The 22,373-nt window shown below is 63.3% G+C and carries 22 protein-coding genes; 13 read left to right on the top strand and 9 right to left on the bottom strand.

Annotation, left to right across the window (positions count from 1 at the left end; all coding sequences use genetic code 11):
• Positions 1–9 precede the first annotated feature (9 nt).
• The 6 genes from nuoI to nuoN are packed head-to-tail and all read left to right on the top strand — an operon-like array spanning position 10 to position 6,290.
• Entirely contained in the window at positions 10–558 is a 549-nt protein-coding gene (nuoI, locus tag RR51_RS07725; protein WP_003251442.1) for an NADH-quinone oxidoreductase subunit NuoI, read from the top strand.
• Between the two features lie 10 nt (positions 559–568).
• Positions 569–1,069, top strand: a complete 501-nt coding sequence (gene nuoJ / locus RR51_RS07720; RefSeq protein WP_003261007.1) for an NADH-quinone oxidoreductase subunit J — start codon at positions 569–571, stop codon at positions 1,067–1,069.
• Positions 1,070–1,072: 3 nt separating this feature from the next.
• Positions 1,073–1,381, top strand: coding sequence for an NADH-quinone oxidoreductase subunit NuoK (nuoK, locus tag RR51_RS07715; RefSeq protein ID WP_003251446.1), 309 nt, complete (start codon positions 1,073–1,075; stop codon positions 1,379–1,381).
• The gene (nuoL, locus tag RR51_RS07710) at positions 1,378–3,231 is read left to right on the top strand and encodes an NADH-quinone oxidoreductase subunit L (protein ID WP_013973388.1); all 1,854 of its coding nucleotides are present in this window, start codon (positions 1,378–1,380) and stop codon (positions 3,229–3,231) included. Before nuoK ends, nuoL begins: the two co-directional genes overlap by 4 nt.
• A gap of 49 nt (positions 3,232–3,280) precedes the next feature.
• Positions 3,281–4,813: an NADH-quinone oxidoreductase subunit M gene (gene nuoM, locus RR51_RS07705; RefSeq protein WP_015271056.1), complete on the top strand. Its 1,533-nt coding sequence runs from the start codon at positions 3,281–3,283 to the stop codon at positions 4,811–4,813.
• Positions 4,814–4,820: 7 nt separating this feature from the next.
• Positions 4,821–6,290, top strand: coding sequence for an NADH-quinone oxidoreductase subunit NuoN (gene nuoN, locus RR51_RS07700; RefSeq protein WP_013973390.1), 1,470 nt, complete (start codon positions 4,821–4,823; stop codon positions 6,288–6,290).
• A 78-nt stretch (positions 6,291–6,368) separates the two neighbouring features.
• Here the strand turns inward: nuoN and RR51_RS07695 are convergent, their stop codons facing one another.
• Positions 6,369–6,632 (bottom strand): ogr/Delta-like zinc finger family protein, encoded by a 264-nt coding sequence (locus tag RR51_RS07695; RefSeq protein ID WP_023662582.1) that lies wholly within the window; start codon positions 6,630–6,632, stop codon positions 6,369–6,371.
• Positions 6,633–6,832: 200 nt separating this feature from the next.
• On the opposite strand from RR51_RS07695, the gene RR51_RS07690 reads away from it, so the two are divergent.
• Positions 6,833–7,225: a helix-turn-helix domain-containing protein gene (locus RR51_RS07690; protein WP_003261013.1), complete on the top strand. Its 393-nt coding sequence runs from the start codon at positions 6,833–6,835 to the stop codon at positions 7,223–7,225.
• Here RR51_RS07690 and RR51_RS07685 read toward each other — a convergent pair.
• The 3 genes from RR51_RS07685 to RR51_RS07675 are packed head-to-tail and all read right to left on the bottom strand — an operon-like array spanning position 7,222 to position 8,184.
• Entirely contained in the window at positions 7,222–7,584 is a 363-nt protein-coding gene (locus RR51_RS07685; protein WP_015271057.1) for a hypothetical protein, read from the bottom strand. The two genes, RR51_RS07690 and RR51_RS07685, sit on opposite strands and share 4 nt — an antisense overlap.
• Positions 7,577–7,924, bottom strand: coding sequence for a head completion/stabilization protein (locus RR51_RS07680; protein ID WP_039613099.1), 348 nt, complete (start codon positions 7,922–7,924; stop codon positions 7,577–7,579). The genes RR51_RS07685 and RR51_RS07680 overlap by 8 nt, the downstream gene beginning before the upstream one ends.
• An 11-nt stretch (positions 7,925–7,935) precedes the next feature.
• On the bottom strand, positions 7,936–8,184 hold the full coding sequence (locus RR51_RS07675) for a helix-turn-helix domain-containing protein (protein WP_003261017.1): 249 nt from the start codon (positions 8,182–8,184) through the stop codon (positions 7,936–7,938).
• A gap of 220 nt (positions 8,185–8,404) precedes the next feature.
• On the opposite strand from RR51_RS07675, the gene RR51_RS07670 reads away from it, so the two are divergent.
• Positions 8,405–10,471, top strand: coding sequence for a TonB-dependent receptor family protein (locus tag RR51_RS07670; RefSeq protein ID WP_039613098.1), 2,067 nt, complete (start codon positions 8,405–8,407; stop codon positions 10,469–10,471).
• 142 nt (positions 10,472–10,613) lie between these two features.
• On the opposite strand, the gene chrR is transcribed toward RR51_RS07670, so the two are convergent.
• Positions 10,614–11,174, bottom strand: a complete 561-nt coding sequence (chrR, locus tag RR51_RS07665) for a class I chromate reductase ChrR (RefSeq protein WP_003261018.1) — start codon at positions 11,172–11,174, stop codon at positions 10,614–10,616.
• A 156-nt stretch (positions 11,175–11,330) separates the two neighbouring features.
• Here chrR and RR51_RS07660 point away from each other — a divergent pair, with 156 nt between their 5' ends.
• Complete coding sequence (locus RR51_RS07660) at positions 11,331–11,549, top strand: hypothetical protein (protein WP_003261019.1); 219 nt, start codon at positions 11,331–11,333, stop codon at positions 11,547–11,549.
• On the opposite strand, the gene RR51_RS07655 is transcribed toward RR51_RS07660, so the two are convergent.
• The 4 genes from RR51_RS07655 to RR51_RS07640 form a co-directional block, all read right to left on the bottom strand.
• Positions 11,533–13,782 carry an Orn/Lys/Arg decarboxylase N-terminal domain-containing protein gene (locus RR51_RS07655; RefSeq protein ID WP_039613172.1) on the bottom strand — a complete coding sequence of 750 codons (2,250 nt, stop codon included), beginning with the start codon at positions 13,780–13,782 and terminating at the stop codon, positions 11,533–11,535. The genes RR51_RS07660 and RR51_RS07655 overlap by 17 nt on opposite strands.
• Positions 13,783–14,048: 266 nt before the next feature.
• Positions 14,049–14,807 carry a DNA polymerase III subunit epsilon gene (dnaQ, locus tag RR51_RS07650; RefSeq protein ID WP_039613097.1) on the bottom strand — a complete coding sequence of 253 codons (759 nt, stop codon included), beginning with the start codon at positions 14,805–14,807 and terminating at the stop codon, positions 14,049–14,051.
• A 51-nt stretch (positions 14,808–14,858) separates the two neighbouring features.
• Positions 14,859–15,305 carry a ribonuclease HI gene (gene rnhA / locus RR51_RS07645; protein ID WP_003261021.1) on the bottom strand — a complete coding sequence of 149 codons (447 nt, stop codon included), beginning with the start codon at positions 15,303–15,305 and terminating at the stop codon, positions 14,859–14,861.
• A gap of 13 nt (positions 15,306–15,318) precedes the next feature.
• On the bottom strand, positions 15,319–16,092 hold the full coding sequence (locus tag RR51_RS07640; protein ID WP_013973399.1) for a class I SAM-dependent methyltransferase: 774 nt from the start codon (positions 16,090–16,092) through the stop codon (positions 15,319–15,321).
• A gap of 85 nt (positions 16,093–16,177) precedes the next feature.
• Here RR51_RS07640 and gloB point away from each other — a divergent pair, with 85 nt between their 5' ends.
• The 4 genes from gloB to RR51_RS07620 all read left to right on the top strand — a co-directional run bounded on the left by gloB (position 16,178) and on the right by RR51_RS07620 (position 22,372).
• Positions 16,178–16,957 carry a hydroxyacylglutathione hydrolase gene (gene gloB, locus RR51_RS07635; protein WP_039613096.1) on the top strand — a complete coding sequence of 260 codons (780 nt, stop codon included), beginning with the start codon at positions 16,178–16,180 and terminating at the stop codon, positions 16,955–16,957.
• A gap of 100 nt (positions 16,958–17,057) precedes the next feature.
• Complete coding sequence (locus tag RR51_RS07630) at positions 17,058–18,488, top strand: lytic transglycosylase domain-containing protein (protein ID WP_013973401.1); 1,431 nt, start codon at positions 17,058–17,060, stop codon at positions 18,486–18,488.
• Between the two features lie 222 nt (positions 18,489–18,710).
• Positions 18,711–20,540, top strand: a complete 1,830-nt coding sequence (locus tag RR51_RS07625; RefSeq protein WP_201775108.1) for an extracellular solute-binding protein — start codon at positions 18,711–18,713, stop codon at positions 20,538–20,540.
• A complete protein-coding gene (locus RR51_RS07620; RefSeq protein ID WP_039613094.1) occupies positions 20,537–22,372 on the top strand; it encodes an extracellular solute-binding protein in 1,836 nt (611 codons plus the stop codon). Before RR51_RS07625 ends, RR51_RS07620 begins: the two co-directional genes overlap by 4 nt.
• Position 22,373 lies beyond the last annotated feature (1 nt).

Genomic DNA, 22,373 nt, shown 5'->3' with positions numbered 1-22,373 from the left:
ATTTGACCCATGTTCAAGTATATCGGCGACATCGTTAAGGGCACCGGCACCCAGCTGCGCAGCCTGGCAATGGTGTTCTCCCACGGGTTCCGCAAGCGCGACACCCTGCAGTACCCCGAAGAACCCGTGTACCTGCCGCCGCGCTACCGCGGCCGCATCGTCCTCACCCGCGACCCCGATGGCGAGGAGCGCTGCGTAGCGTGCAACCTCTGCGCGGTGGCCTGCCCGGTCGGCTGCATCTCGCTGCAGAAGGCCGAGACCGAGGACGGCCGCTGGTACCCGGAGTTCTTCCGCATCAACTTCTCGCGCTGCATCTTCTGCGGCCTGTGTGAAGAAGCGTGCCCGACCACCGCGATCCAGCTGACTCCGGATTTCGAAATGGCCGAGTTCAAGCGTCAGGACCTGGTGTACGAGAAAGAAGATCTGCTGATCTCCGGCCCCGGCAAGAACCCTGACTACAACTTCTACCGTGTTGCCGGCATGGCAATCGCTGGCAAGCCGAAGGGCTCTGCACAGAACGAAGCCGAGCCGATCAACGTGAAGAGCTTGCTCCCATAAGGACAGAAAGATGGAATTCGCTTTCTACTTCGCATCCGGGATCGCCGTGGTCTCCACCCTTCGGGTGGTGACCGGCACCAACCCTGTGCACGCCTTGCTTTACCTGATCATTTCGCTGATTTCCGTGGCCATGATCTTCTTCGCCCTGGGTGCGCCGTTCGCCGGCGCCCTGGAAGTGATCGCCTACGCCGGCGCCATCATGGTGCTGTTCGTGTTCGTGGTGATGATGCTCAACCTCGGGCCGGCTTCGGTCGCCCAGGAACGGGGCTGGCTCAAGCCCGGTATCTGGGCCGGGCCGGTGATCCTCGCCGCCCTGCTGCTGCTGGAGCTGCTGTACGTGCTGTTCGTCACCCCGAGCGGCGCCGGCATCAGCGGTACCACCGTGGGCCCGAAAGAAGTCGGCATCAGCCTGTTCGGCCCTTACCTGCTGGTGGTCGAACTGGCTTCGATGCTGCTGCTGGCCGCGGCCGTCACCGCCTTCCACCTGGGCCGCAACGAGGCGAAGGAGTAAATCATGGGTGCTATCCCTCTCGAGCATGGTCTGGCAGTCGCCGGCATCCTGTTCTGCTTAGGTCTGGTTGGCCTGATGGTCCGCCGCAACATCCTCTTCGTGCTCATGAGCCTGGAAGTCATGATGAACGCCTCTGCCCTGGCGTTCGTCGTCGCCGGTGCCCGTTGGGTCCAGCCCGACGGCCAGGTGATGTTCATTCTGGTGATCAGCCTGGCAGCCGCCGAGGCCAGTATTGGCCTGGCCATCCTGCTGCAGCTGTATCGCCGCTTCCACACTCTCGACATCGATGCTGCCAGTGAGATGCGCGGATGAACCTTCTCTTCCTGACTTTCGTCTTCCCCCTCGTCGGCTTCCTGCTGCTGTCGTTCTCGCGCGGGCGGTTCTCGGAGAACCTGTCCGCCCTGATCGGCGTCGGCTCGGTAGGCCTTTCGGCCGCCACCGCCGCCTACGTCATCTGGCAATTCAATGTCGCCCCGCCTGAAGGCGGCGCGTACAGCCAGCTGCTGTGGCAGTGGATGTCGGTGGACGGCTTCGCGCCGAACTTCACCCTGTACCTGGACGGCCTGTCGGTCACCATGCTCGGCGTTGTCACCGGTGTCGGCTTCCTGATCCACCTGTTCGCTTCCTGGTACATGCGTGGCGAAGCCGGTTACTCGCGCTTCTTCGCGTACACCAACCTGTTCATCGCCAGCATGCTGTTCCTGGTGCTGGGCGACAACCTGCTGTTCATCTACTTCGGCTGGGAAGGCGTGGGCCTGTGCTCGTACCTGTTGATCGGTTTCTACTACAGCAACCGCAACAACGGTAACGCGGCACTCAAGGCATTCATCGTCACCCGTATCGGCGACGTGTTCATGGCCATCGGCCTGTTCATCCTGTTCGTCCAGCTGGGTACCCTGAACGTGCAGGAACTGCTGGTGCTGGCACCGCAGAAGTTCCAGGCTGGCGACACCTGGATGGTGCTGGCAACCCTGATGCTGCTGGGTGGTGCGGTCGGTAAATCGGCCCAGCTGCCACTGCAGACCTGGCTGGCCGACGCGATGGCCGGCCCGACTCCGGTCTCCGCGCTGATCCACGCGGCAACCATGGTGACCGCGGGCGTGTACCTGATCGCCCGTACCAACGGCCTGTTCCTGCTGGCGCCGGACATCCTGCACCTGGTAGGGGTGGTCGGTGGCGTGACCCTGGTACTGGCCGGCTTCGCCGCGCTGGTGCAGACCGACATCAAGCGCATCCTCGCCTACTCGACCATGAGCCAGATCGGCTACATGTTCTTGGCCCTGGGCGTTGGCGCCTGGGACGCGGCGATCTTCCACCTGATGACCCACGCCTTCTTCAAGGCCCTGCTGTTCCTTGCCTCCGGTGCGGTGATCGTTGCCTGCCACCACGAGCAGGACATCTTCAAGATGGGCGGCCTTTGGAAGAAACTGCCGCTGGCCTACGCCAGCTTCGTGGTCGGTGGCGCTGCCCTGGCTGCCCTGCCGATCGTGACCGTGGGCTTCTACTCCAAGGACGAGATCCTCTGGGAAGCCTTCGCCAGCGGCAACACCGGCCTGCTGTACGCCGGCCTGGTCGGTGCGTTCATGACCTCGCTGTACACCTTCCGCCTGATCTTCATCGCCTTCCACGGCGAAGCCAAGACCGAAGCCCACGCTGGCCACGGCATCAGCCACTGGCTGCCGCTGGGCGTGCTGATCGTGCTGTCGACCTTCGTCGGCGCCTGGATCACCCCGCCGCTGGCAGGTGTGCTGCCTGAAAGCGCCGGCCACGCCGGTGGCGAAGCCAAGCACGCGCTGGAGATCACTTCGGGCGCCATCGCCATCGCCGGTATCCTGCTGTCGGCCCTGCTGTTCCTGGGCAAGCGCCGCTTCGTCAGCGCCGTCGCCAACAGCGGTATCGGTCGTGTCCTGTCGGCCTGGTGGTTCGCCGCCTGGGGCTTCGACTGGATCTACGACAAGCTGTTCGTCAAACCTTACCTGCTGATCAGCCACATCCTGCGCAAGGATCCGGTTGACCGCAGCATCGGCCTGATTCCTCGCCTGGCTCGCGGCGGCCACGTCGCCATGAGCAAGACCGAGACCGGCCAGCTGCGCTGGTACACCGCTTCGATCGCCGTTGGCGCAGTGCTGGTACTCGGCGCTGTGGTAGTGGCCGCGGTATGACCATGAACCTTGCGAACCTTGCGACCCTGCAAAAGGAAACGAACCCGTCATGATTTTGCCTTGGCTGATCCTGATCCCCTTCATCGGCGGCTTCCTGTGCTGGCTGGGTGAGCGCTTCGGCGCCACCCTGCCGCGCTGGATCGCGCTGCTGACCATGTCCCTTCTGCTCGGCATCGGCCTGTGGCTGTGGGGTAACGGCGACTACACCCTGGCACCCGCTCCGGGCGCCGAGCCTGCCTGGGCCCTGGAATACAAAGTCCAGTGGATCCAGCGTTTCGGCATCAGCATCCACCTGGCCCTCGACGGCCTGTCGCTGCTGATGATCCTGCTCACCGGCCTGCTCGGTGTGCTGTCGGTACTGTGTTCCTGGAAAGAGATCCAGCGTCACGTCGGCTTCTTCCACCTCAACCTGATGTGGATCCTTGGCGGCGTGGTCGGTGTGTTCCTGGCCCTGGACCTGTTCCTGTTCTTCTTCTTCTGGGAAATGATGCTGGTGCCGATGTACTTCCTCATCGCGCTCTGGGGTCACAGCTCGTCGGACGGCAAGAAGACCCGGATCTACGCGGCGACCAAGTTCTTCATCTTCACCCAGGCCAGCGGCCTGATCATGCTGGTGGCGATCCTCGGCCTGGTGCTGGTCAACTACACCAACACCGGCGTGATCACCTTCAACTATAGCGACCTGCTCAAGGCCGAACTGCCAGCCGGTACCGAATACCTGCTGATGCTGGGCTTCTTCATCGCCTTCGCGGTGAAGCTGCCGGTGGTGCCGTTCCACTCCTGGCTGCCTGACGCTCACGCCCAGGCACCGACCGCAGGTTCCGTGGACCTGGCCGGTATCTTGCTGAAGACTGCGGCCTACGGCCTGCTGCGCTTCGCCCTGCCGTTGTTCCCGAACGCCTCGGCCGAATTTGCGCCAATCGCCATGACCCTGGGCCTGATCGGTATCTTCTACGGTGCCTTCCTGGCCTTTGCGCAAACCGACATCAAGCGCCTGGTCGCCTTCTCCAGCGTCTCGCACATGGGCTTCGTGCTGATCGGTATCTATTCCGGCAGCCAGCAGGCCCTGCAAGGCGCGGTGATCCAGATGCTGGCCCACGGCCTGTCCGCTGCCGCGCTGTTCATCCTGGCCGGCCAGCTGTACGAGCGCCTGCACACCCGTGACATGCGCCAGATGGGTGGCCTGTGGCACCGCATCGCCTACCTGCCGGCCATCAGCCTGTTCTTCGCCGCCGCCTCCCTGGGCCTGCCCGGTACAGGCAACTTCGTCGGCGAGTTCCTGATCCTGATCGGCAGCTTCGCCAGCGTGCCTTGGATCACCGTGATCGCCACCACTGGCCTGGTGTTCGGTTCGGTGTACTCGCTGATCATGATCCACCGCGCCTACTTCGGCCCGGCCAAGACCGACACCGTGCTGGCCGGCATGGACGGACGCGAACTGATCATGGTCCTGGGTCTGGCGGTACTGCTGATCCTGCTGGGCGTGTATCCGCAGCCGTTCCTCGACACCTCTGCCGCCACCATGAGTGGTGTGCAGCAGTGGCTCGGTTCCGCTTTCACTCAACTCGCTTCGGCCCGGTAAGAGCGCTATGGAATTCACCACTCAACACTTCATCGCATTGGCGCCGATGCTGATCACCACCATCACCACGGTGGTGGTGATGCTGGCGATCGCCTGGAAGCGCAACCACTCGCAGACCTTCCTGCTGTCCACCGTGGGCCTCAACCTGGCCCTGCTGTCGATCCTGCCGGCGCTGAAGGTTGCGCCGCTGGCGGTCACCCCGCTGATCACCATCGACAAGTTCGCCTGCCTGTACATGGCGATCATCCTGGTGGCGACGCTGGCCTGCGTCACCCTTGCCCACGCCTACCTCGGCGAAGGCTCCAAGGGTTTCCCGGGCAACCGTGAAGAACTGTACCTGCTGCTGCTGATGTCGGCCCTCGGTGGCCTGGTGCTGGTCAGCGCCAACCACCTGGCCGGCCTGTTCATCGGCCTGGAGCTGCTGTCGGTACCGGTCTATGGCCTGGTGGCGTATGCCTTCTTCAACAAGCGCTCGCTGGAAGCCGGCATCAAGTACATGGTGCTGTCGGCCGCAGGCTCGGCCTTCCTGCTGTTCGGCATGGCCTTGCTGTACGCCGACGCCGGCAGCCTGAGCTTCGACCAGATCGGCAAGGCCCTGGCCGCCACCAGCATGCCAAGCCTGGTGGCCCAGCTGGGCCTGGGCATGATGCTGGTCGGCCTGGCCTTCAAACTGTCGCTGGTACCGTTCCACCTGTGGACCCCGGACGTGTACGAAGGCGCCCCGGCACCGGTCGCCGCCTTCCTGGCAACCGCCAGCAAGGTTGCGGTGTTCGCCGTTGTCGTGCGTCTGTTCATGCTCTCCCCTGCTGCCAGCAGCGGCGCGCTGAGCACCGTACTGGCGGTGATTGCCGTGGCCTCGATCCTGATCGGTAACCTGCTGGCACTGACCCAGAGCAACCTCAAGCGCCTGCTCGGTTACTCGTCCATCGCCCACTTCGGTTACCTGGTCATCGCCCTGGTCGCCAGCAAGGGCCTGGCCCTGGAAGCCATGGGCGTGTACCTGGTCACCTACGTGATCACCAGCCTGGGCGCCTTCGGTGTCATCACCCTGATGTCCTCGCCTTACGGCGGCCGTGACGCCGATGCACTGTACGAGTACCGCGGCCTGTTCTGGCGCCGTCCGTACCTGACTGCGGTACTGACCGTGATGATGCTGTCGCTGGCGGGTATCCCGCTGACCGCCGGCTTCATCGGCAAGTTCTACATCATCGCCACCGGCGTCGAGTCGCACCTGTGGTGGCTGGTCGGTGCCCTGGTGATCGGTAGCGCCATCGGTGTCTACTACTACCTGCGCGTCATGGTCACCCTGTACCTGGTCGAGCCGAACCTGCGTCGCCACGACGCCCCGCTGAAATGGGAACAGCGCACCGGCGGCGTCATGCTGCTGGCCATCGCCATTCTCGCCTTCGTGCTGGGTGTGTACCCGCAACCGCTGCTGGAAATGGTCCAGCAAGCCGGCCTGCAACTGATCGGCTGATCGCCCCGGCAAAACAAGACACCCCGCTTATGCGGGGTGTTTTTTTATCTGCACGCTTTTATCCGTGAGCATGAAGGCTTATTCACCAGGATTGTCCTGGACGGCCCCCGGCAGCGCTGCCTTGCGTAAATCACCGTTGGCCGAAGGCAGGTACACTTCCGGGTTGGGCATGCCGCTGGGCGAGAGCTCATGGGTCATCTCGAACTCGGCACGCACCGACCAGCCACAGGCCTCGTTGGTGCATTGCAAATAGGCGATCCGCAGGAAAATATGACGCCCTTCACTGGTGCGTATACGCATCCGGCTGTGGCAATGCGGGCAAACCAGCTTGTATGTACTCACGGCAAGTACCTGCAAGCATTGTTCGGGCTTACCTTCTGTGAGAATAGTCGTCCGGTTTTGTCAGTATTGGCTGCATATATAGGTGTATTCTTCAGTTTGATGCTTCTCATTGCAGGAATGCTCCTTAAAACGCAGGGCTGTATTCATAACGAGTAGTTTAAGCCCATGGAATATCATTAAACCAGTCATGGATATTTGTTATGAGTACCCACGTACTTGCTTCGGTGCTGACGAGGCTGAAGCTTCTGACTGCTACGGAATCTGACGCCGAGCTGTCCAGAGCGCTCTCGATCAGCCCGCAGACATTGAGCAGCTGGAAGGTGCGCGACAGCATTCCTTATTCACTTTGCATAGACATCGCCAGGCAGTATGCGTGCTCACTGGACTGGCTGCTGCTGGGTGAACCCGAACGACATCGCGCAGGCCTTGACGACGAGGGCTGGGAACAGGACATGCTCGCGCGCCTGCGCACCCTGTCGCTTGCCGATCGCCAAGCCGTTCTCCTGCTGGTTCAGGACAAACAACGCATCCAGCAGCTGGAGCGGCAATTGAGCGCGCTGACCAGTCGCTCGCCCAATGCCGCCAGCGGCTAGCCCCGGCGGCGCCAGCGCTGGATGAGTTCACGCGGGTCCAGCGTATCCAGCCAGACCATCACCTTGAGGCTGATGGGGATAACCACCACGGCAGCCACGAACCCCGCCATGCCACGGCTCAGCAAGGGCACCAGTGACGAAACCAGCGGCTCGAACAGGTGGCCAACCCCCACGGTCACGAACACCAGCAAGAGTTTCTTGCCCAGCGTCAGGCGCCTGGCCGTGTTGGTGATCAAGCGGTCGCGCGCCGCACTCACCAGCAAAGCCCCCAGCAGCGCAGCGAACAGGACATTGCCATCCACGCCCAGCAACTCCACCAGCGCCGGGGCCAGGCTGTCGACAACAGATTTTTCAGTCATGAGCAGCCCCTCGGTGTGCGGCGGGCAGGTAGGCGGTCGAGCCCAGGTAGTGCATGACCGCGGCTTCGACAAAGCGGATATAGCACACCCGCAATGCACGCCCGTGGTCATGCCCGGCCACATCCTCGAGACGCTTGTAGCCCCGTTCTCGCAACACCGCGCGCCAGCGCGCGAATTCGCGTGCAGCGTCGATGGCAGCGCAGCGTGCGGCCACTTCCAGCACAGCCTCACTGACAGGCCGCCGCAGGTTCAGGCGCTCACGCAGCCTGTTCAGTTCCACCCGTGGCCAGAAGGGGTCATGGCAATCGGCAAAACGCCGTAACCGAGGATCGTTGCCCATGCTTCACCCCCTCACTGCTCGGCCAGCATGCCGTAGCGAATGGCCTTGATCACTGCAGCCACCCGCGTGGGCACATCGAACTTGCGCAGGATGTTCGACACATGGAAGTTCACCGTCGATTCCTTGCATTCCAGGATCTGGCCAATCTCCCACGAGCTCTTTCCGTAGGCACACCACAACAGCACTTGCCGTTCACGTGGCGTCAGGCGAACCGGGGCGTCCGCCAGGGGTTGCTGCGAGTGTCGTGCGTTGTCAGTCATGTTTGAACTCCACGGGTGATTGAGCGAGGCATCGCTGCCGGTCTGCAATCACCTTACGAAGCGCGGGTCGCCCTGCTCCATCGCTACGGCTTGTAAAGAACTTTCGTACAAAACCGTCTGACGAAGGTTGCGCGATTTTTGTCGACTTTCCTCGTGCTCCAAGCGGCATTTCGCTCGTCTCAACGCCGTTGTCCATTCGCCTTTCGCCTGGAGTCGTACAATGCGTTGCGTTTTGCCCCCACCATCCTGCCTCGGCCTGCTGGCTGCTTTCGTTGCCTCCCAGCCCGCCCTGGCGGCACCTTCGGTCGAGTTGGGCCAGGTGCTGATCACCGATGAGGAGCAGAACGACCTGACCGCAGCCAGCGAACGCCTGCACGAAGTGCCGGGCGCAAGCAACCTGGTGGACATGCAGCGTGTAGGGCAAGGCCGGGTTGCCAGCAACCAGGATGTACTGGCCTACCAGCCCGGGGTGTTCGCGCAATCGGCGGGCAACGATGGCATCAAACTGTCGATCCGCGGTTCGGGCATCAACCGCGCACCGGGGGCCCATGGCTCCGGGGTGTACACGATGTTCGACGGCCTGCCCCTGACCGGCCCGGGCGGTACGCCCTACGAGCTGTTCGAGCCGCTGTGGCTGAGCCGTGCCGAAGTGCTGCGCGGCGCCAACGGCTTCGACCAGGGCTCCCTCGCCCTGGGCGGTGCGATCAACTACGTCACCCACACCGGCTACGACGCCGCGCCGCTGCAGGTGCGCTACGAAGTCGGCAGCCGCGGCTACCAGCATCGGCACATCAGCTCGGGGCAGGTACTGGGCAACCTCGACTACTACGTGGCCCTGACCGATTCGGAATATGACGGCTACCAGGCGCACAGCAGCGGCAGTGCCAAGGGTGTGGCGGCCAATGTCGGCTACCGCTTCAACCCGAACCTGGAAACCCGCTTCTACCTGCGCTACCGGGAAACCGAGAACGAGTTGGCCGGGCGCCTGACCAAGGAGCAGATCAAGCATCACCCACGCGCGGCCAACCCGGCCTACCTGGCCCGCGACGACAGCCGCCCGCAACCGGGCAGCACTTGGGTAGGCAACAAGACCACCTTCTACCTCGACGACGATGCGCGCCTGGAAGCCGGCCTGGTCTACCACGACTACCCGATGGACCTGCGCGAAGGCCCGATGCGCCTGAAGGTGGCCTATACCGATGTGAGCGGCACCTTGAACTACTTCCGCCGCGACACCCTGTTCGGCCACGAGAGCAAGACCACCGTCGGCTGGCGCACCACCAAGCACCTGCCCAACAGCGGTGCTTCACAGTTCACCCGTAATGGCGACGTGTTCGGTGAGCGCACCCGTGACTTCAGCTACCAGGGTTCGGACACCGTGCTGCATGTGGGCAATGACCTGGAGCTGGTACCGAACCTGTGGCTGACCACTGGCCTGGCGATGATCTATACCCGCCGTGAAAGTGATGTCACTTACCACCCTGCCGGGGGCGGCAAAGTGAGCCAGCATGACTGGGACTATGCTCCACGCCTGGGGCTGCGCTATGACATCAGCCCGGACTTGCAGGTGTACGGCAACCTGAGCCGCTCGGTAGAGCCGCCCCATCCCTGGGCCCTGATCTGGAGTGCGCCTACAGCCAACCAACCGATCGAGATGCAAAACCAGACGGCCACCACACTGGAATTGGGTGCACGCGGCGAATCGGCATTGGGGCATTGGGACCTGGCGTGGTACTACTCGCAGGTTCGCCATGAATTGCTGGCGGTGGAGATCGTGCAAGGCGCTCCGGCCAAGGAATTCAACGCCAGCGCCACCGTGCACCAGGGCGTGGAAGCCGGCCTCGACAGTACCCTGTGGGAACGCGCCGGTACTGGCAGGCTGAGCTTGCGCCAGGCCTACACCCTCAGTGACTTCCACTACCGCGATGACGACAAGTTCGGCGACAACCGCCTGCCGGGCATCCCCATGCACTACTACCAGGCCGAGTTGCGCTATGACTGGCCGAGCGGTTTCTACGCCGGGGTGAACACGCAGATGGCGTCGAAGGTGCAGGTGGACTACGCCAACAGTTACCACGCCGATGAATATGCCTTGCTCGGCGCACGCCTGGGCTGGGATTCACCGAAGCAGGACTGGCAGACTTGGCTGGACCTGCGCAACCTGACCAACAAGCGTTATGCGGCGACGGTGACACCTGGCTACAACGATGCTGGAAAGGATGAGGCCCGTTCGACGCCAGGCGAAGGCTTTGGCGTGTATGCCGGGGTTTCCTACAGCTTCCGCTAGAACATGCCGCGCTCCGCTTCTGTAGGAGCAGCCTTGTGCTGCGAAGAGGCCGGTACAGATCCTATTGATGTGTGATTTGTACCGGCCTCTTCGCAGCACAAGGCTGCTCCTACAAAGAGACCGTCCATTCAACGATCGCGAATCAAACCGCCCTGTTCAACTTCACCCAGGAAGCGAACTTGTCGATAAACGCCTGCAAGAACGGCCGGGTCTTGTCATTGAGCTTGCCCGAATCCTCGAACAGGCTAGCCGCACCACCGATGTAGGCCTCGGGCATCTGCATGCACGGCATGTCCAGAAACACCAGCGACTGACGCACGGCATGGTTGGCGCCAAAGCCACCAATGGCCCCAGGCGACACACTGACCACCGCCGCCGGCTTGCCACTCCAGGCACTTTGCCCGTAGGGCCGCGAACCCACATCGATGGCATTCTTCAGGCCGCCAGGCACCGAGCGGTTGTACTCTGGGGTGACGAACAGCACCGCATCACTGCGGCGGATCTCGTCGCGAAAACGCTTCCACGCTTCCGGCGCTGCTTCGGCCTCGACATCCTCGTTGTACAGCGGCAAATCGCCAATCTCGACGATCTTCAGGGCAAGGCTGGACGGCGCCAGCTCCGAGAGTGCGCGGGCGATCTTGCGGTTGTAGGAGTCCTTGCGCAAGCTACCGACGACAACCGCTACCGAATACACCTGGCTCATGGCAATTCCAACCTTTGCTGAGTAAAGGGACGTTGTAGTTATAGATGACCGTTCCTCGGCGCTTTGGTTTTTTTTCCGCGGGGCGAAAACTTCCGACGCTGTTACACGGTCTATGCCTGCAGACATTTCCCACGCAATTCAGAGGTTTCCACCCAAATGGCAGCAGTAATGGTCGGCCAATTCCACGCCCGTGACGCCGAAGGCCGCATCTACCCCGTGCACGAGTTCCAGGAGTCGACCCTGCAAACCGACGGCAGCACGCTGGGCGCGCCCATCACCACCTATCGCCTGGCCATCGGCGACAAGGTCAACCATCTGGGTGAAAACCGCTTCGAACTGGCACGCAGCGGCGTCGAGATCATTCGCATTCCTTGATGCAGTCCACCGTGTAGCGGCCGCTTTCATTCTGCAGGCCGTGCACGTCGGCGACGAAACCTGGGAAGCCCTGGTTGAACGCCCGGGCGAAGGCCAGGTAATCGACTATCGAGCGGGTCGCCTCGGTAAACCGCTCCCCCGGCATGATCAACGGAATACCAGGCGGGTACGGCACCAGCATCACCGCTGCCACCCGCCCCAGCAGCGCCTCGATCGGCACCGCCTCCACCTCACCGCGCACCATCTGGTCATAGGCCCGGGCCGGGCTCACGGCCACCTCCGGCAAGCGCGTGAACAACCGTTTCAGTTGCTTGGCCGTGGCATTGGTACGGTAGCAGCCATGCAACTGGTCGCACAGATCGCGCAGCCCCATGCCCTGGTAGCGTGAGGCATCGGCAGCCACCACGCTCGGCAGGCAGTCGCTCAGGGCGGTATTGCCGTCATAGTGGCGCTTGAACTCCAGCAACTCGGTGAGCAAGGTGCTCCACTTGCCCTTGGTGATGCCCATGGAGAACAGCACCAGGAAGCTGTACAGGCCGGTTTTCTCCACCACCAGCCCCCGCTCCCAGAGAAACTTGCTGACCACTGCCGCCGGGATGCCATGCTCGCCCAGTGCACCGCCCGCGCTCAGGCCCGGCATCACCAGGGTCACCTTCAGCGGGTCGAGCAGCACATAGTCGTCTGCCACTTCGCCAAAGCCGTGCCACTCCGCCCCCGGCTGCAGCAGCCAGTCCTGCGCGGCCAGGCGGTGGATGCCTTCGGCGCTCGGCGGCTGCCAGATGCTGAACCACCAGTCGTCGGCGGCGATGTGCTCGCGCAGGTTGGCCAGGGCACGGCGAAAGCTCAGCGCCTCGTCGAACATTTCTTGCAGCAGCGAACGCCCGGCCGGCCCTTCCATCATGGTCGAGGCCACGTCCAGCGAAGCGAGGATGCTGTACTGCGGCGAGGTCGAGATGTGCATCATGAACGCTTCGTTGAAGCGGTCACGGTCCAGCTGGCGCCTGGCCCCATCCTGCACATGAATCATCGAGGCCTGGCTGAACGCGGCCAGCAGCTTGTGGGTGGAATGGGTGCTGATCACCAGCGGGCTGTCTGCCGCGCAGGCCGTGCCCATGGCATAGCGCCCGGTAAAGAACTCGTGGAATGCCGCATAGGCGAACCAGGCCTCGTCGAAGTGCAGCACCTCGACACTGGCGCCCAGGGTCTGCTTGATCAAGCCGGCGTGGTAGCACAGGCCGTCGTAGGTGGAGTTGGTCACCACCGCCAGCTTGATGCGCTGCCCGCGATCGCGAGCAAGAGGGTTGGCCTGGATCTTCGCCTGGATCGCCTCGGGGCTGAACTCGCTGAGCGGGATCGGGCCGATGATCCCGAGCTCGTTGCGCTCCGGGCACAAATAGAGGGGAATGGCACCGGTCATGATGATCGCATGCACCACCGACTTGTGGCAGTTGCGGTCCACCAGCACCAGGTCGTCGCGGCCGACCATGGCGTGCCAGACGATCTTGTTGGCCGTGGAGGTGCCGTTGATGACGAAAAAGGTGTGGTCGGCGCCAAAGTTGCGCGCAGCCCTGGCTTCGGCTTCGGCCAAGGGGCCGGTGTGATCGAGCAGCGAACCCAGCTCCGGCACGGAAACGGACAGGTCCGAGCGTAGGGTGTTTTCCCCGAAGAACTGGTGAAAGGCCTGGCCCACTGGGCTTTTGCGATAGGCCACGCCGCCGCCGTGGCCCGGGGTGTGCCAGGAATAATTGGACTGCGCGGTGTGCTGCACCAGGGCCTTGAAGAACGGCGGCAGCAGGCCGTCCAGGTAGATATGTGCGGCACGCGCCACCTGGCGCGCAAGAAACGGCACGGTGTCTTCGAACAGGTAGAGGATGCCCCGCAACTGGTTGAGCTCGCTCATGGCTTCGGCGGGGGCGTTTTCCAGGGTCACCTGTTCGCCCAAGGCGAAAATCGGCAGGTTGGGGGCGCGCAGGCGGGCCAGGCGGATCAGCTCGGCCATGTTCTGCAGCAGGTGAGTATTCTCGCCGACCCCCTCGGCGGCAATCAGCATGCAGGCCAGGCCATGGTGGGTGGCAGCGACCAGGCAGGCCTCGGCATGGTCGGCGGCGGCGAGGATGGCAAAGCCGTCCTGGCGCAGTTCCTCGGCGATGCCCCGCACACGCTCGCCAGCGACGCTGTCAACCTTGATGGCGCGGTGCACGATGAGGATGGGGAACTTGAGGTCCTTGTACATCAGGTGGCTACCTCCGAAGGACATGGCGTCCATTTCAGGGTAGTAGAACCTGTGTGGTCAGGGCCGGCATCGCCTTCAAGACATGCGCAGGATCTGTAGGAGCAGCCTTGTGCTGCGAAGAGGCCGGTAGGGCAACAGATCTTCTTCAGCAGAAATGGCCTCTTCGCAGCACAAGGCTGCTCCTACAGGTACATCACCGGCTTCGGAACTTGTGATGAACCTGTGGGAGCGGGTTCACCCGCGAAAGGGCCGGAGCAGGCGAAAGATCAGCCAGCAGGTGTCTCGGTCAGAGCCTGCCACATGGATGGCCCACCCGCCGACTTGGCAATGGCCGCCAGGCGCTCGGCATGCGCCTCCAGCTCCTCGGCACTGGCCATGATCACCCGCCCGGGCACACGCCCGGTAATACGGCGAATCTCGCTGCCACCAGCACCCGTCCCTTCATCCCCGGCTTCTGCCCCATGCGCGGCCAGCGACAGGCTGGTCTGGCCACCGGTCATTGCCAGGTAGACGTCAGCCAGCAATTCCGAGTCGAGCAATGCGCCGTGCAGCTCACGGCCCGAATTGTCGATATCGTAGCGTTTGCACAGCGCATCCAGGCTGTTGCGCTGCCCCGGGTGGCGCGCGCGCGCCAGCAGCAGGGTGTCGAGGATGGTGCAGTGCTGCGAAATGTCCGCGCGGTCCTGCTGGCCCAGCAAGGCAAATTCGTTGTTGATGAAGCCAACGTCGAACGCCGCGTTGTGGATGACCAGCGTGGCGCCCTGGATGAACTCGAAGAACTCCTCTGCGACATCGCCAAAGCGTGGCTTGCCGACCAGGAAGGCATCGGTGATGCCGTGGACGTTGATGGCGCCCTCGTCACTCTCGCGGTCCGGCTGCAGGTAGACGTGGAAGTGCCGCCCGGTCAGGCGCCGGCCGATGACCTCGACACAGCCGATCTCGATGATCCGGTGGCCTTCGCTGACCGGCATACCCGTGGTTTCGGTATCGAGAATGACGAACCGTTTATCTTGCTGCTGCTCCACGCGGGGCGCTCCAACTTGCATCAATTACAAAGGCCGGAATTGTACCCCAGCTCAGCGCTTGGCGCGCACCTCATCGACCCCACGATTGGCCAGCTGGTCGGCGCGTTCGTTGCCGGGGTGGCCGATATGCCCGCGCACCCACTTCCAGGTCACCTTGTGGCGGTTGACCTGCTCATCCAGCTGCTGCCACAGGTCGGCATTCTTCACCGGCTCCTTGGCCGCGGTTTTCCAGCCGCGCTTCTTCCAGTTGGTCATCCATTCGTTGATGCCCTTCATCACGTACTGCGAGTCGGTGGTCAGCACCACTTCGCATTCGCGCTTCAGCGCCATCAAGCCCTGGATCGCGGCCATCAGTTCCATGCGGTTGTTGGTGGTTTCGCGTTCGCCGCCCCACAGTTCCTTCTCGACGCCCTTGTAGATCATAAGGACGCCCCAGCCGCCAGGGCCAGGGTTGCCCTTGCAGGCACCATCGGTAAACATCTCGACGCTTTCGCTCATGTACCACTCATGTTCAGTGCTTTTCAGTATCCGGGTTGGCCGCCGTGCGGTTGACCTTGGCCAGGGGCAGCGGCAGCAGCTTGCCCATCGGCTCGCGACGCTCCTGGCGCAACGGCCGCAGGCCCACCACCATCTTGCGCGCTACCAGCAGGTACACCCCGCCACCGGAACTCTGCCAGCCGCCGGCCACCCGTTCCCAGCCCGCCAGGCGCTGCTGCCAGGCCGGTGAGGCAAGCGGCGGACGATAGCACCCGAAGCGGCGTTTCTCCAGCGCGAAGCCCAGCAGGTTGAGCCAGTCGCCCACCCGTGACGGCGAGATGCAACGGGCCTTGCGCAAGGCGCCGTGGCTGAAGAAATGGCGCATGCCCCAGCTGCTCCAGGGGTTGATCCCGACGATCAGCAGGTGCCCGCCAGGGCGCACGGCGCTGGCCGCCTCACGCAGCAGGCCGTGGGGCGAAAGGCAGAAATCCAGGCCATGCTGTAGCACCACCACGTCGGCGGCGTGCTCGCTCAGCGGCCAGGCCTGCTCCTCGCAGACAATCTCCACCCCCGGCAGCGGCGCACCGAGGCGTACGTTGCGCTGCACCTGGGGCGCGCTGGGCGGTGGCTCGGCGCAGGGCCCGTAGTGCACAAGGTAACCCCCGAAGAAGCGCCCGAGCTCTTCTTCCAGCAGTTTTTCTTCCTCCCTGAGCATCAGTTGGCCGAGTGGGCCGTTGAACCACTCACGGGCCAGGCTGATCAGCTTGACCCAGTCCGGGTCGGCCTGGGCAAAGGCTTGGTCGGTCATTGCGCTCTCCCTCGAAGGTTCTCGCACCGCGCCATCGCGGATAAGATGCCTTCATGTGCCACGCTAGGCGAATCGGATCCGCACCATGATACAGATCGATGCTCTCCCCGCTTTCTCCGACAACTACATCTGGTTGTTACAGGATACTGCCAAACGCCGCTGCGCGGTGGTCGATCCGGGTGACGCCGGCCCAGTGGAACGCTGGCTGTCGGCCAACCCCGGCTGGGTACTGAGTGACATACTGGTCACCCACCACCACAACGATCACGTCGGCGGCGTGGAACGGCTCAAGCAACTTACCGACGCCCGGGTCTGCGGCCCGGCCCACGAGCGCATTCCCTGCCGTGACCTGGCGCTGGATGAAGGTGACCAGGTGACCGTGCTGGGCGTGACCTTCCAGGTGCTGGCCGTGCCCGGCCATACCCTGGGGCACATCGCCTTGTTCAGCGACCAGCCGGCAACGCCGGTGCTGTTCAGTGGCGACACGCTGTTCGCCGCCGGTTGCGGGCGCATGTTCGAAGGCACTCCCGAACAGATGCAGCCAGCCCTCGCCCGCCTGGCAGCCCTGCCAGAGCAGACCGAGGTGTACTGCGCCCACGAATACACCCTGAGCAACCTGCGTTTCGCCAAGGCGGTGGAACCCGACAACCCGCACGTTCAGCAGCGGTTCGAGGACGTTACCCGTTTGCGTGCCGAAAATCGCATCACATTGCCATCAACGATCGGTCTGGAGCGCCTGACCAACCCCTTCCTGCGCACCTCTGAAACATTAGTTAAACAAAAAGCAGACGAATGGAAGGGACATTCAAACCCCTCGCATGTCGCTGTTTTTGCTGCCTTGAGGTCTTGGAAGGACACCTTCTGATAACCTCAAGATATATCGCAAGCGATGGTCAAAGGTTGACCAGGCCCGGAGCGGTTTCTAGAATCGCCGAAATTTTTCGCCCGGAAACCTGTGTCAGCCGATGTCTTCACGTAGCCGCAGAACCTCTCATTCCGTCGCCCTGACGCGCCTGGCCCAAATCAGTGCGCTGGCCCTGGCCGCCACGTTGGTGGGCTGCCAGAGCACCCGTCAGCTCGACGAATCCGATAGCGTTCGCGCGCACAACTACCAGGCGCGGATCAAGCACAAGCCTTCACCGCTGCTGGTAAAGCCGGCCGAACAGGCACCGCAGGACGTTTGGGAACGCATGCGCCAGGGCTTCGCCCTGCAGGACAACATCGACGTCAACCCGCGCATCGAGCAGCAGCGCCTGTGGTTCGCCAGCAATCCAAGCTTCATCGAAAGCGCCGGCGAGCGTGGCAGCCTCTACCTGCACTACATCGTCGAGCGCCTCGAAGAACGCGACATGCCGCTGGAGCTGGCCCTGCTGCCAGCCATTGAAAGCGCCTACAACCCGATGGCCTACTCGCGCGCCCATGCCGCGGGCATGTGGCAGTTCATTCCGTCCACCGGTCGTCACTTCAACCTGCGCCAGACCAACTTCTACGATGGCCGTCGCGACGTGACCGCCTCGACCAACGCCGCACTGGACTACCTCAGCCGCCTGCACGACATGTTCAACGGCGACTGGTTGCTGGCCCTGGCTGCCTACAACGCCGGCGAAGGCACGGTCAGCCGCGCCATCGAGCGCAACGAGCGGCTCGGCCTGCCCACCGACTACTGGAACCTGCCGCTGCCGCAGGAAACCCGCGACTACGTGCCCAAGCTGCTGGCCCTGTCGCAGGTGGTACTCACGCCGCAAGCCTATGGCGTGAACCTGAACCCGATCGCCAACGAACCCTACTTCGAGGCGGTGGCCATCAACGACCGCCTGGACCTGTCGCGGGTAGCGGCCTTCGCCAACATCGACGAGGACGAGCTGATCCAGCTCAACCCGGCATTCAAGAAGCGCATGACCGTGGACGGCCCGCAGCAGCTGCTGGTACCCACTGCCAAGGCGCAGCTGCTGAGCGACAGCCTGTCCAACCTCAAACCCGAGCAGCTGGTCAGCCTGCAGCCGAACAAGGCTGTGTTCGCCCGCGCCGTGGCCGAAGCCAAGGCCCCAGTGGCGGCGCGCAGCTACCGGGTCAAGCGCGGCGACAACCTGGGCGCCATCGCCAAGGCCAACCGCGTTTCGGTCAAGGACATCAAGCGCTGGAACCGTCTCTCCGGCAACAACGTGCGCGCTGGCCAGGTCCTGGCCCTGCGCGGTGGCAGCGCGCCGAGCGCTGCTGGCAATCGGGTAGCCGCCTCCGGGCAGCGCTCCACGCAGTACAAGGTACGCAAAGGCGATTCGCTGTACTTGGTGGCCAAGCGCTTCAACGTGGAAATGAAACACCTCAAGCGCTGGAACCCGCGCAGCGGCCATGCCCTGAAGCCAGGCCAGACCCTGACCGTCTACCTCTCGCATTGATGTAGTTACAGGGGCTGCTTTGCAGCCCATTCGCGGGCACGCCCGCTCCCACAGGTTTTTCACCGCCATCAAGGCCGGTGTTGTACCTGTGGGAGCGGGCGTGCCCGCGAATGGGCCTGAGAAATACACACTGGAAAACCCCTGCCCCCTCTCTTTTTCCAACCCCACCAAGCTGTTACTGTACCCCGATCAAAGCCCAACGCCTCTGGATCGGATGCCGACTTGATACGTCCCCTCCTGCTGTCTCTCAGCCTGGCCTTGAGCTTTCCCGCAGCCGCGATGGTGAGCGAAAGCCACGGATACGCGCAGTTCGGCACGCTCAAGTACCCAGCCACATTCACCCATTTCGACTGGGTCAACCCGCAAGCGCCCAAGGGCGGCACCTTGCGGGCGATGGCTTTCGGAACCTTCGACACCCTCAACCCCTACACCTTCAAGGGGTCGAGCCCGATTACCACGCCCAATTTCCAGCAGTACGGCATCAGCGAGCTGAACGAGCCGCTGATGGTCGGCACCGGCCAGTACGACCCGTCCGGCGACGAACCGACCTCCAGCTACGGCCTGATCGCCCGCTCGGTGGAGTACAGCGAGGACCGCAGCTGGGTGGTGTTCAACCTGCGCCCGGAGGCCCGCTGGCATGACGGCAAGCCGATCACCTCGGCAGACGTGGCCTTCTCCTACCGCACGCTGCTCCAGGATGGCCACCCGATCTACCGCACCAACCTGCAGGAAGTGCAGCGGGTGGACATCCTTGGCCCGCTGCGCATCCGCTTCGTATTCAAGCGCGCCGGCAACCCGCTGCTGATCCTGCGCCTGGGCGAAATGCCGGTGCTGCCCAAGCACTACTGGCAAAAGCGTGACTTCAAGGCCACCACCTTCGAGCCTCCACTGGGCAGCGGCCCTTACCGCATCACCCAGGTCCAGCCTGGGCGCCGGTTGGTGTTCGAACGGGTAAAGAACTACTGGGGCAAGGACCTGGCGGTGAACCGTGGCAAGTACAACTTCAACCGCGTGGAATACGAGTTCTACCGCGACGCCACGGTCGCCTTCGAAGCATTCAAGGCCGGCGAGTTCGACATCTATATCGAGCATCAGGCGAAGAACTGGGCCAACGGCTACAACTTCCCGGCCGTGCGCCGGGGCGAGGTGATCAAGGCGCAGATCCCGCACCGCATCCCCACGCAAACCCAGGGCCTGTTCATGAACAGCCGCCGGGCCACCTTCAGCGACCCACGGGTACGCCAGGCACTGGGGCTGATGCTCGACTTCGAGTGGACCAACCGCGCGCTGTTCAGCGGCGCCTACCGCCGCTCGACCAGCTACTACCCCAACAGCGAATTCGCCGCCACCGGCCTGCCCACCGGCAAGGAATGGCTGTTACTGGCACCGTTTCGTGACCAGTTGCCGGCCAGCCTGTTCAGCGAACCCTACAAGGTCAGCCATACCGATGGCCGTGGCATCAACCGCCAGACCCTGCGCCAGGCCCTCGGCCTGCTCGCCGAGGCCGGCTGGAAGCTGAACGGCCAACGTCTGGTCGACAGCAAGGGCCAGCAGCTGCGCATGGAACTGCTGCTGGTAAACCCCAACCTTGAACGCATCCTGCAACCTTATGTCGAAAACCTGGCCAGCATCGGCATCGATGCGCGCTTGCGTACCGTGGACCGCGCCCAGTACAAACAACGCCTGGACCAGTTCGATTTCGACATGATTCTGATGACCCTGAACCAGACCCTGAGCCCGGGCCTCGAACAGTGGCTGTACTTCCACTCCAGCCAGGCAACCACCAAGGGCAGCAAGAACTATGCTGGGGTCAAGGACCCGGTGGTCGACCATCTGCTCGACACCCTGCTGGCCGCCCGCACCCGCGATGATCAGGTCGCCGCCGCCCGCGCCCTGGACCGCGTGCTCTCATGGCAGTACTACATGATCCCCAACTGGTACCTCGACAATCATCGCCTGGCCTACCGCAACCGGTTCGCCTTCGTCACCACGCCGCCCTACACCCTTGGGCTGAACAGCTGGTGGATCAAGACTTCGGAGAAAGCCCAATGACGCCAACGCACCGACTGCGCCGGTTGGCCGGCAGCCTGTTGCTTGCCTGCCTGAGCCTTCCCGCCCTGGCCGCACCGCAACACGCGCTCACCCTGTACGACGAGCCCCCAAAATACCCCGCCGACTTCAAGCACTTTGCCTACGTCAACCCTGACGCACCCAAGGGTGGCACCTTCCGCCAGTCCAGCTTCGGCGGCTTCGACAGCCTCAACCCGTTCATCAACAAGGGTGTGCCGGCCGAGAACATCGGCAGCATCTACGACACCCTGATGCGCCAGAGCCAGGACGAGCCGTTCACCGAGTACGGCCTGGTGGCCGGCAAGATCGAAAAAGCCCCGGACAACAGCTGGGTGCGCTTCTACCTGCGCCCCGAGGCACGCTTCCACGACGGCCACCCGATGCGCGCCGACGACGTGGTGTTCACCTTCAATGCCCTGATCAAGGACGGCGCGCCGCTGTACCGCCAGTACTATGCCGACGTCGCCGAAGTGGTCGCCGAAGACCCGCTGACGGTGCTGTTCACCTTCAAGCACAAGAACAACCGCGAGCTGCCGCTGATTCTCGGCCAGCTGCCGGTACTGCCCAAGCACTGGTACGAAAGCCGCGAGTTCAACCGCGGCAACCTGGAAATCCCGCTGGGCAGCGGCCCTTACAAGGTTGCCGAGGTCAAGGCCGGGCGCTCGGTGCGCTACGAGCGAGTCAAGGACTACTGGGCCAAGGACCTGCCGATCAACCGCGGCTTCTACAACTTCGACGTCATGACCTTCGACTCCTACCGCGACACCACTGTCGCCCTGGAAGCACTCAAGGCCGGTGCGTTCGACTATGCGCTGGAAGTCAGCGCGAAGAACTGGGCCACCGCCTACAACGTACCCGCCGTGCGCGATGGCCGCCTGATCAAGGAAGAGTTGCCCAACGGCAACCCCACGGGCATGCAGGGCTTCATCTTCAACATCCGCCGACCGGTGTTCCAGGACGTGCGCGTGCGCCAGGCGCTGAGCCTGCTGCTGGACTACGAGTGGACCAACAAGCAGCTGTTCAACGGTGCCTACACCCGCACCGGCAGCTATTTCGAAAACTCGGAAATGGCCGCCCGCGGCCTGCCCAGCCCCAGCGAACTGAAAATCCTCGAACCGCTACGTGGCAAGGTCCCCGAGCAGGTATTCAGCGAAGCCTTCCGCAACCCGGTCAGCGACGGCAGCGGCATGATCCGCGAACAGCAGCGCCAGGCCTACAAGCTGCTGCAGGAAGCCGGCTGGAAGATCGTCGACGACAAGATGGTCGACGCCCAGGGCAAGCCGGTAAGCATCGAATTCCTGCTGGCACAGACCGAGTTCGAACGCATCCTGCTGCCGTTCAAGCGCAACCTCGCCGACCTTGGCATCGACCTGAACATCCGCCGGGTCGACGTGTCCCAGTACATCACCCGCCTGCGCTCGCGCGACTACGACATGATCGTCGGTGGCTACCCGCAGTCCAACTCGCCGGGTAACGAGCAGCGCGAGTTCTGGTCCAGTGCCGCCGCCGACAACCCCGGCAGCCGCAACTTCATCGGCCTGCGCGACCCGGCCATCGACCAGCTGGTGGAACAGCTGATCAATGCCGATTCGCGGCAGAGCCTGATCGACCACTGCCGGGCCCTCGACCGCGTGCTGCTGTGGGGCTACTACGTGATCCCCAACTGGCACATCAAGACCTGGCGCGTGGCCTACTGGAACCACATCGGCCACCCGGACGTCTCGCCCAAGTACGACATCGGCATCGACACCTGGTGGATCAAGCCCGGCGTAACCCCGGCCGTCAGCGAAACCACTGCGGACGAGGCCGAATAAC

The sequence above is a fragment of the Pseudomonas sp. C5pp genome (genome assembly GCF_000814065.1).
Lineage (GTDB): Bacteria > Pseudomonadota > Gammaproteobacteria > Pseudomonadales > Pseudomonadaceae > Aquipseudomonas > Aquipseudomonas asiatica.
Note: the sequence above shows the minus strand (reverse complement) of the source record. Positions and strands in the feature narration are given on the sequence as shown.

Bases quoted from the DNA above. Each gene is read 5' to 3' on its own strand.
- nuoN (WP_013973390.1), top strand. From the start codon at position 4,821: ATGGAATTCACCACTCAACACTTCATCGCATTGGCGCCGATGCTGATC.
- gloB (WP_039613096.1), top strand. From the start codon at position 16,178: ATGATACAGATCGATGCTCTCCCCGCTTTCTCCGACAACTACATCTGG.
- RR51_RS07620 (WP_039613094.1), top strand. From the start codon at position 20,537: ATGACGCCAACGCACCGACTGCGCCGGTTGGCCGGCAGCCTGTTGCTT.
- RR51_RS07670 (WP_039613098.1), top strand. From the start codon at position 8,405: ATGCGTTGCGTTTTGCCCCCACCATCCTGCCTCGGCCTGCTGGCTGCT.
- nuoJ (WP_003261007.1), top strand. From the start codon at position 569: ATGGAATTCGCTTTCTACTTCGCATCCGGGATCGCCGTGGTCTCCACC.
- rnhA (WP_003261021.1), bottom strand. From the start codon at position 15,305: ATGAGCGAAAGCGTCGAGATGTTTACCGATGGTGCCTGCAAGGGCAAC.
- chrR (WP_003261018.1), bottom strand. From the start codon at position 11,174: ATGAGCCAGGTGTATTCGGTAGCGGTTGTCGTCGGTAGCTTGCGCAAG.
- RR51_RS07680 (WP_039613099.1), bottom strand. From the start codon at position 7,924: ATGGGCAACGATCCTCGGTTACGGCGTTTTGCCGATTGCCATGACCCC.
- RR51_RS07660 (WP_003261019.1), top strand. From the start codon at position 11,331: ATGGCAGCAGTAATGGTCGGCCAATTCCACGCCCGTGACGCCGAAGGC.
- RR51_RS07630 (WP_013973401.1), top strand. From the start codon at position 17,058: ATGTCTTCACGTAGCCGCAGAACCTCTCATTCCGTCGCCCTGACGCGC.
- RR51_RS07690 (WP_003261013.1), top strand. From the start codon at position 6,833: ATGAGTACCCACGTACTTGCTTCGGTGCTGACGAGGCTGAAGCTTCTG.
- nuoI (WP_003251442.1), top strand. From the start codon at position 10: ATGTTCAAGTATATCGGCGACATCGTTAAGGGCACCGGCACCCAGCTG.
- nuoK (WP_003251446.1), top strand. From the start codon at position 1,073: ATGGGTGCTATCCCTCTCGAGCATGGTCTGGCAGTCGCCGGCATCCTG.
- RR51_RS07640 (WP_013973399.1), bottom strand. From the start codon at position 16,092: ATGACCGACCAAGCCTTTGCCCAGGCCGACCCGGACTGGGTCAAGCTG.
- nuoM (WP_015271056.1), top strand. From the start codon at position 3,281: ATGATTTTGCCTTGGCTGATCCTGATCCCCTTCATCGGCGGCTTCCTG.
- RR51_RS07655 (WP_039613172.1), bottom strand. From the start codon at position 13,782: ATGTACAAGGACCTCAAGTTCCCCATCCTCATCGTGCACCGCGCCATC.
- RR51_RS07675 (WP_003261017.1), bottom strand. From the start codon at position 8,184: ATGACTGACAACGCACGACACTCGCAGCAACCCCTGGCGGACGCCCCG.
- RR51_RS07685 (WP_015271057.1), bottom strand. From the start codon at position 7,584: ATGACTGAAAAATCTGTTGTCGACAGCCTGGCCCCGGCGCTGGTGGAG.
- nuoL (WP_013973388.1), top strand. From the start codon at position 1,378: ATGAACCTTCTCTTCCTGACTTTCGTCTTCCCCCTCGTCGGCTTCCTG.